We start from the raw sequence: 7,581 nt of genomic DNA, 5'->3' as shown, positions 1-7,581 counted from the left end.
CCGCGGACGACGCTTCGGGGCTGGCTGGGCTGCTGGCCGAGCCGGTGCCTGTGCCGGTGTTTGCTGCAGTCGGCTGCGACTGCGGCTGCGCCGGCCCGCAGGCACTGAGCATCAGTGCTGCCGCCGCGGCCGCCGTGGACATGACCAACCCCTGGAAAATTCGCTGAGACCTCATGGCACCACCTTCGCCGCAGCAGGTGCCCGCGTCAACGCCGCAACGGGCCGCCCCGGCATTTTGATGCCCGGATCGTGATGATCCGGGCATCAAAAGCGACGGCCCTGCCCGGCTGGGCCTCCTGAGGTGCGGCTTTGCGTTGGTGCGGTACTACTTCGCAGCGGGTTCGGCCGCGCTGCGCGATGTCGTCTTGCGGGCCCGCGCCGTGCTGCGGACCAGCGCCGTACCGCCCAGTACCAGCCCGCCGACGCCCGCTGCCAGGCCTGCCCAGCTGCGCGCTTCTGCCCCGCCGTCATCTGCCCCGCCGCCGGTGACCGCCGAGGCCTGTTCGGTGGAGTGGGATGCGGCCGGGGCCGCGCCGTGGCCGTCAGTGCTTGCCGCTTCCGTGACGGTGACCGACGGTGCAGGTGCTTTCAAGGAATGGGGGTCCTGGCCGCCCGCCGGAATTTCGGACCAGTCAGTCTGGCCTGTTTCGCAGGTCTGCAGCGTGGGGAAGTACAGCGTTGTTCCGGCTGCATCAGGAAGTTTTGCCGAGAGGATCAGGGTGTCCCGGAGCTGGTGTTCCAGGGGCGCCTTGGCGGTGTAGACGATCTGGCTGGTCCGCTTGGTGATGGAGGTGCCGTCTGCGAGCTTCTTGGGTTCAGGGAGCTGCTCGGTCACCTTCTCCACGGTCCAGTTCGGGTTGACCGTGGGCTGGGCGTCGTTCAGCTCCGCGGGCAGCGTGATGGCCACCCTGGAGGTGCCGGACTCGTCGCAGCCGTGGGGGACCGCGAACGTGAGCAGGGCATAGGAGTTGGCCGAGGTCTTGTCCGGCGTGACGCCGACGTGGGCGGCCGCACCGCCCGCGGCTGCCAGCAGGAGTGCCGCGGCGCCTCCGGTTGCTGCTGCCGCTGCCAGGGAACGTCGAAGGATGGAGGTATGCATGGGTTGCCTTTCCGGCGCACGCCCGGAACCGGGGTGCTAAAAGATTTGTGGGCCCGGCGCCGCAGGACGCGGAGCGGGTTAGGAGGAAAGCACGACGGCGGAAGGCGGGCCGCGCCGGCTGTCCTGCCTGAGATTGCGCCAGGGACGCAACGGGGCGGCGGCAGGAGGAAAAGCAGCTAAAGGCGCGGTACCGTCGTCGCACGCCACCGGCTGGGGGAGCGCAACAAGGGGCCGAAGCCAGGCGGCCAGCGCCCACAGTGCGGCCTCGCCTTTGGCGAGCAGCAGCGCGGACCCCAGCGTCGCCAGGACGTGCGCAGCGAGCATCAGGGGACCGGCTGTTGCCGCGGCTCCGGTGAGATGGTCCGCCGCCGGGGCGAGGAGGCCGGTTTCGGCGAAGTGGCTGCCATGGGGTGTGCCGGTGCCGGATCCCACGGTGGCGCCGGAGGAAGTGAAGGCCGTGAAGACCTCATGGAGCGCCAGCTGCCCGCCGCCCAGGAGCGCCGCCAGGGCGGGGAATCCCAGGCGCAGGCGTGTTGCAGTGGTGCTGCCGAGCGCGGTCAGGGACAGCACGGCCAGCATGATGGCGGGCGCGGGGAGCTCCCCGCCCGCAGCGAGGTGCGCTCCGGCCGCAAGCGCCAGGATGACGGTTGCCACGGCAGTGGCCCGGAAGAGGTGGAAGGGCGTCCGGGGACGATGCGCCAGCACGGATGGTCCCCCTCCCATGACGGAACGGGCCGCGGACGGCGGCGCCGTTTTAAACGATGGCCGTTCAGATTCTACCGGCGGGAAGGGCTGGTGCGCGCTCCGGCCGGGCCGGTGCAGGCCCGCCCGCCGGGTATGTACCGCCACTTCGGGCCCGCGTAGACTGCGAGCGTAACTGCCAGGCGATCTTGAGGAGAAGTTCATGGACTACACCGGAAGCCAGTCAGAGAAGGCCGTTCCCGCCGGTGAACTGGACCGCGGGCATGTTGGCCACACGGTCAGCTTCCAGCCGAACGAGTTCACTGTGGTGTTCGGGAAGATCGCTGGAATAGCCCGCACGGAGGCCATGGTGTACCTGTCCCTTGCCGGCGTCTCGGGCGGCACCCACCTGAAGGATGAATACGATCTCCCGGTCAGCCACCCGGTATACCTGCAGGTGGATGTCATCTCCAACGCCGAGTCCACCATCAAGGACCTGTTCGGCAAGGTGCAGGAGAATCTCCGCGGCTCGGGCCACAAGGGCGGCGAGGAACGGACCGACAGGCTGTAGCTGTTCAGCCGCCCGGCGAACGGCCGGCGACCGCAAGGCTGGGATCCGAGGGGTCCCGGCCTTCCTTCGTTGAATAGGGATTTGACCGCCCAGAAAAAAGTTGTTGAACAATACCTTGCGCCGATTGTTCAACAACCTGTAATGTCAGTCGGGACGACCACTGTGACTCCAGTCACCCTTAATATTGGACGGACCCATGGCAGAAACCAGCACAAAACTGAACCTGAGCTCCTCGGCTCGGCGCACGGCCCTCCTGGGAGCGATGTTCCTGATGGCCACCAGTGCCATCGGGCCCGGCTTCATCACCCAGACCACGGTCTTCACCGCCCAGATTGGCGCTGCCTTCGCTTTCGCCATCCTGGCGTCGATCCTCATCGACATCGCAGTCCAGATGAACGTCTGGCGCGTTATCGGCGTTTCGGGGCTGCGCGCGCAGGAGCTCGGCAACAAGGTGATTCCCGGCGTCGGGTGGTTCCTGGCCGGCCTGGTCTTCCTTGGCGGCGTCGTCTTCAACATCGGCAACATTGCCGGAACCGGACTCGGAGCCAATGCCATGCTCGGCGTTGATCCCAAGATCGGCGGCGCCGTTTCCGCGCTCGTCGCCATCCTGATCTTCCTGAGCAAGAAGGCAGGGATGGCGCTGGACCGGATCGTGGTGCTCCTGGGCGCCGTGATGATCCTGCTGATGATCTACGTGGCCATCGTTGCCGCCCCGCCCGTCGGCGAGGCCCTTAAGAACACCTTCCTGCCGGAGACGGTGGACTTCCTGATCATCACCACGCTCGTTGGTGGAACCGTGGGCGGCTATATCACCTACGCCGGCGCGCACCGGATGCTGGATTCCGGGGCCACGGGCATTGAACATGTCAGGGAGATCACCCGCAGCTCGGTTCTGGGCATTATCGTCACGGGCATCATGCGCGTCCTGTTGTTCCTGGCCATCCTCGGGGTGGTGGCCGGCGGCACGGTGCTCACCAGCAACAACATGGCTGCGGAAGCCTTCGGTGCAGCTGCAGGCGAGATCGGCACCCGCATGTTCGGCATCGTGCTCTGGGCCGCCGCCGTCACATCGGTCATCGGAGCCGCCTTCACCTCTGTTTCCTTCATCACCTCGTCCCGGACTCCCGAACGTAAGCGCAACCTCATCACTGTCGTTTTCATCGCAGGCTGCGCCACGGCTTACCTGTTCCTTGGCCAGGCCCCGCAGCAGCTGCTGATCTTCGCCGGTGCCTTCAACGGGCTGATCCTCCCGGTGGGCTTCGGGATCCTCCTCTGGGTTGCCTGGCGGCGCCGCGACCTCATGCACGGTTACGCCTACCCCAAATGGCTTCTGATTGTCGGCGTTCTCACCTGGCTGCTCACGCTGTTCCTTGGCTGGAACTCCGTGCTGGGCCTGGCGAAGCTGTGGTCATGACCAGCCGCGCGTCCCTCCTCCCCGCAGAAGCCCGCGCCGCTTTCCGAGCCGGACTCGTGGAGCCGACCTCGGGCTGGTCCCGCGGCTACGCGCAGGCCAACGTCCTGTCGATTCCGCGGGAGCATGCCTTCGACCTGATGCTGTTCGCCCAGCGCAACCCCAAGCCGTGCCCCATCCTGGGCATCCTCGAACCGGGCCACACCACCGGGCCGCTGCTGGCCGGCGGGGACATCCGCACGGACGTCCCCAAGTACACCGTCTACAGGAACGGCGAAAAAGTGGACGAGCCCACGGATATCACCGGCTACTGGCAGGACGACCTTGTGACGTTCCTGATCGGCTGCTCCTTCACTTTCGAGGCAGCCCTGCAGGACGGGGGCATCCGGATCGCGCATATCGACCAGGGTGTGAACGTGCCCATGTACCGGACCAACCGGGCATGTGACCCGGCAGGGTCAATGTCCGGTCCGATGGTGGTTTCCATGCGCCCGGTACCGGCCTCGCAGGTTGCGGACGCCGTCCGCATCACCTCGCGGTACCCTGCCGTGCACGGCGCCCCGGTCCACGTGGGCAACCCGGGGGAGCTGGGCATCGCCGATCTGGGCCGGCCCGATTTCGGCGACGCCGTGGAGATCCCGGCCGGCCACATCCCGGTGTTCTGGGCCTGCGGAGTGACGCCGCAGGCGGCCGTGATGCAGTCGCGGCCCCCGCTGGCCATCGGCCATGCGCCCGGCCACATGCTGATCACGGACGCCCGGGACAGCGACTACCTGGTGCCGTAGGCGCCCAAGGACAACTTAGAGAACAAACTGTGGGGCAGGAGGAATCTCCTGCCCCACAGTTGTATGTTTCGGCTGCGTGCCTATCCGGCGCGCTGTCGCATACCGGACCGGCGGTCCTGCTCCGCGCCCAGGTGCACCAGCAGCTCCGCCTCGGCCTCGTCCAGGTAGGCGCGCAGTCCCTCTGCAGCCTCCTGGCGTTCGCCGGCGCGCAGGCGCTTCACCAGTGCCACGTTGCGGTCCACATAGTGGCTGTGGAAGTCCGGTGCCGAAGCCATGGAGTGGAACACCAGCCGCATTTCGGCCAGCACCCGGTCCATGAGCTCCTGCAGCGACGCACTGCCGGTCAGGGCAACCACGGCCCCGTGCAGTGCCTGGTTGGCATCGGCCATGGCGGGCACGGATCCGCTGTCCCGGGCCTGCTGCGCCCGCTGCACAATGGTTTCCAGTCCCTCCAGCACCTGGGGCGTCAGCTCGCCCCACAGGACGGCGGCAGGCTCAATCATCCGCCGCACGCGGTAGATTTCGCGAACTTCGTCGACGCCGGGTGAGGCCACAAAGACGCCGCGGTTTGGTATGCGCGTCACAATGGATTCGCTGACGAGCGTGGTGAACGCCTGGCGCAGGGTGTTGCGTGAAACGCCGAGTGCTGCGCACAGCGGCTCCTCGGACAGCTTGGAGCCCGGGGTCAGTTCACCCGCGGCGATGCGGGTGCGCAGCACTGACGCGATCCAGGCCGTGGTGTGTGCGTGTTCGGCTGTACCGTCTGCCGGAGTGTTCATTGCTTTCCCCCATTCCCGTTCGACTAACGATGCTAGCCGACAGTACCCAGCACTTCGCCGCGGGCCACGGCGGCGCCCGGTTCCTGGCCGCCGCGCCGGAAGGTTCCGGTGGCAGAGGCAACCACCACGGTTTCCATCTTCATGGCCTCCAAAACGGCAACAGGATCCCCGGCACCAACCCCGGCGCCGTCACCGGCCACCCACTTGACCAGGTTCCCGCCCATGGGGGCGGTGACCTCGCCGTCCGCGTCGGCGCTCTCCGTGCCTGCAGAAGGTTCGACGGCGGCCCCTCCGCCGTGGAGCAGGGCGTGGAATACCTTTGCGGGCAGACCGAGCTGGACGGCCTTCCCGTCGATTTCGACAGTCAGGGTTTCGCGCCGGGCCAGGGGGCCCTGGGCGCCGGTCTGCAGGGAGGCGGCCAGACGGCCGGCGAACTCCGTTTCAATCCAGGTGGTGAACACGCCCAGCCGGTCCGGCGCGGTGAAGTCGGGATCCCGCACCACGGCGCGGTGGAACGGAAGAACGGTGGGGACGCCCTCGATCCGCAGCTCGTCCAGGGCGGCACGTGCGCGGCGCAGGGCCTGCTGGCGGTCCTCGCCGTGGACGATCAGCTTGGCCATCAGGGAGTCGTATTCGGCAGGAATGACGGAGCCGGACCGTACACCGGAATCCACGCGGATCCCGGCTCCGGTGGGCGCCTCGAACACGTCCACCGGTCCGGGGGCCGGCAGGAAGCCCCGGCCGGCGTCCTCGGCGTTGAGACGGAACTCGAACGCATGGCCGGTGGGTGCCGGGTCCTCGGTGACGGACACGGGCAGCCCGTCCGCGATCCGGAACTGCTCCCGCACCAGGTCCAGCCCGGACGTCACTTCGGTGACGGGGTGCTCCACCTGCAGGCGGGTGTTCACCTCCAGGAACGAAATCACGCCGTCGGGGGCCACCAGGTACTCCACCGTGCCGGCACCGGTGTAGCCGGCCTCACGGCAGATGGCGCGCGCGGACTCGTGGATGCGGGTGCGCTGCTCCGCGGTCAGGAACGGTGCCGGTGCCTCTTCCACCAGCTTCTGGTTGCGGCGCTGCAGGGAGCAGTCCCGCGTGCCCACCACCACCACGTTCCCGTGGGTGTCGGCCAGGACCTGGGCCTCCACGTGCCGCGGCCGGTCCAGGAAGCGCTCCACAAAGCACTCGCCCCGGCCGAACGCCACTGTCGCCTCACGGACCGCGGAGTCGAAGGCGTCGTCGATGTCCTCCATCCGGTGCGCGATCTTGAGGCCCCGGCCGCCGCCGCCGAAGGCCGCCTTGATGGCCACGGGCACCCCGAATTCCGCGGCAAAGGCGCGGACCGCGTCGGCGTCAGCTACCGGTCCGTCGGAACCGGGGACCAGGGGCGCACCCGCGCGGACCGCAATTTCGCGGGCGGTGACCTTGTTGCCCAGGCTGCGGATCGCGTCCGGCGAGGGGCCCACCCACGTGAGTCCGGCGTCGAGCACTGCCTGCGCAAAGTCGGCGTTCTCCGAAAGGAAACCGTAACCGGGGTGGACGGCGTCGGCGCCGGACCGGGCAGCGACAGCCAGGAGCTTAGGGATGTCCAGGTAGGTTTCCGAGCTGGCTGAGCCCCCCAGCGCGTAGGCCTCGTCGCTGAGGCGCACGTGCAGCGCGTCCGCATCCGGGTCCGAGTACACGGCCACGGAGACCAGGCCAGCGTCGGTGCAGGCGCGGGCAATCCGGACGGCAATTTCACCGCGGTTGGCGATCAGGACTTTTTTCATCATTGCTTCTTTCGCGTGCTCGGGAGAGGGGCCGGGTGCTGCAGAGTTTCGGGGTCAACCTCCACGAAACGCAGGGTGGCGCCCGGAGGAAGCTGCGCTGCGGCAGGAAGGTCTTCGGGAATAACGGCACCGATCACGGGATAGCCTCCGGTGACCGGATGGTCGGCGAGGAACAGGACGGGAAGGCCCGACGGCGGGACCTGCAGCGAGCCGGCCACCACGCCTTCGCTGGGGAGTTCCCCTTCGCGTGCCCGTTCCAGCGGGGTGCCGTCGGCGGCTCCGGGCGCGGACGGTCCGGTGTCCAGCCGGACGCCGATGCGGTTCGATTCGGCGGTCACGGTCCACTCCTGCCCGGTCAGGGCCGCGAGGGAGCGGGGCGTGAACCAGTCGTGGCGGGGGCCGGTTGTGATGCGCAGCACCACGGGCTTGCCGCCGGCGCCTGGTGAGAGGTCTTCCGGCAGGGCAGGCGGTTCGGCATGGCCCACT

General features: G+C 68.2%; 7 protein-coding genes and 1 pseudogene. 3 read left to right on the top strand and 5 right to left on the bottom strand.

Translation table 11 applies throughout. The features are described from left to right. Positions 1–325: 325 nt before the first annotated feature. Both ACKAE7_RS20010 and ACKAE7_RS20005 read right to left on the bottom strand, forming a co-directional pair. On the bottom strand, positions 326–1,099 hold the full coding sequence (locus ACKAE7_RS20010) for a YcnI family protein (protein WP_408980109.1): 774 nt from the start codon (positions 1,097–1,099) through the stop codon (positions 326–328). A gap of 78 nt (positions 1,100–1,177) precedes the next feature. After that, positions 1,178–1,804, bottom strand: coding sequence for a hypothetical protein (locus ACKAE7_RS20005; RefSeq protein ID WP_408980110.1), 627 nt, complete (start codon positions 1,802–1,804; stop codon positions 1,178–1,180). A 199-nt stretch (positions 1,805–2,003) separates the two neighbouring features. Between ACKAE7_RS20005 and ACKAE7_RS20000 the strand changes: the two genes are divergently transcribed. The 3 genes from ACKAE7_RS20000 (at position 2,004) to ACKAE7_RS19990 (ending at position 4,547) form a co-directional block, all read left to right on the top strand. Further along, entirely contained in the window at positions 2,004–2,351 is a 348-nt protein-coding gene (locus ACKAE7_RS20000) for a hypothetical protein (protein WP_066273753.1), read from the top strand. Between the two features lie 196 nt (positions 2,352–2,547). Continuing rightward, the gene (locus ACKAE7_RS19995; RefSeq protein ID WP_188811517.1) at positions 2,548–3,765 is read left to right on the top strand and encodes an NRAMP family divalent metal transporter; all 1,218 of its coding nucleotides are present in this window, start codon (positions 2,548–2,550) and stop codon (positions 3,763–3,765) included. After that, entirely contained in the window at positions 3,762–4,547 is a 786-nt protein-coding gene (locus tag ACKAE7_RS19990) for a putative hydro-lyase (RefSeq protein ID WP_408980108.1), read from the top strand. Before ACKAE7_RS19995 ends, ACKAE7_RS19990 begins: the two co-directional genes overlap by 4 nt. 80 nt (positions 4,548–4,627) lie before the next feature. Here ACKAE7_RS19990 and ACKAE7_RS19985 read toward each other — a convergent pair whose 3' ends face one another. From ACKAE7_RS19985 to ACKAE7_RS19975, 3 genes and pseudogenes are all read right to left on the bottom strand, one after another. Next, positions 4,628–5,326 carry a GntR family transcriptional regulator gene (locus tag ACKAE7_RS19985; RefSeq protein ID WP_188811521.1) on the bottom strand — a complete coding sequence of 233 codons (699 nt, stop codon included), beginning with the start codon at positions 5,324–5,326 and terminating at the stop codon, positions 4,628–4,630. A gap of 32 nt (positions 5,327–5,358) precedes the next feature. Further along, on the bottom strand, positions 5,359–7,095 hold the full coding sequence (locus ACKAE7_RS19980; RefSeq protein WP_408980107.1) for an acetyl/propionyl/methylcrotonyl-CoA carboxylase subunit alpha: 1,737 nt from the start codon (positions 7,093–7,095) through the stop codon (positions 5,359–5,361). After that, positions 7,095–7,581 (bottom strand): annotated as a pseudogene (locus tag ACKAE7_RS19975) (urea amidolyase); the annotation flags it as partial. The pseudogene ACKAE7_RS19975 and the gene ACKAE7_RS19980, both read right to left, overlap by 1 nt.

Origin of the sequence: Pseudarthrobacter sp. NKDBFgelt, from assembly GCF_046097905.1 — a bacterium.
Classification (GTDB): Bacteria; Actinomycetota; Actinomycetes; order Actinomycetales; family Micrococcaceae; genus Arthrobacter; species Arthrobacter polychromogenes.
The sequence above is the reverse complement of the archived record's forward strand: the minus strand, read 5'-3'. Positions and strand labels throughout refer to the sequence as shown.

What these genes read in the sequence shown, in the direction of transcription:
- ACKAE7_RS20010 (WP_408980109.1), bottom strand. Translation starts at nt 1,099, where the DNA reads ATGCATACCTCCATCCTTCGACGTTCCCTGGCAGCGGCAGCAGCAACC.
- ACKAE7_RS20000 (WP_066273753.1), top strand. Translation starts at nt 2,004, where the DNA reads ATGGACTACACCGGAAGCCAGTCAGAGAAGGCCGTTCCCGCCGGTGAA.
- ACKAE7_RS19995 (WP_188811517.1), top strand. Translation starts at nt 2,548, where the DNA reads ATGGCAGAAACCAGCACAAAACTGAACCTGAGCTCCTCGGCTCGGCGC.
- ACKAE7_RS19990 (WP_408980108.1), top strand. Translation starts at nt 3,762, where the DNA reads ATGACCAGCCGCGCGTCCCTCCTCCCCGCAGAAGCCCGCGCCGCTTTC.
- ACKAE7_RS19985 (WP_188811521.1), bottom strand. Translation starts at nt 5,326, where the DNA reads ATGAACACTCCGGCAGACGGTACAGCCGAACACGCACACACCACGGCC.
- ACKAE7_RS19980 (WP_408980107.1), bottom strand. Translation starts at nt 7,095, where the DNA reads ATGAAAAAAGTCCTGATCGCCAACCGCGGTGAAATTGCCGTCCGGATT.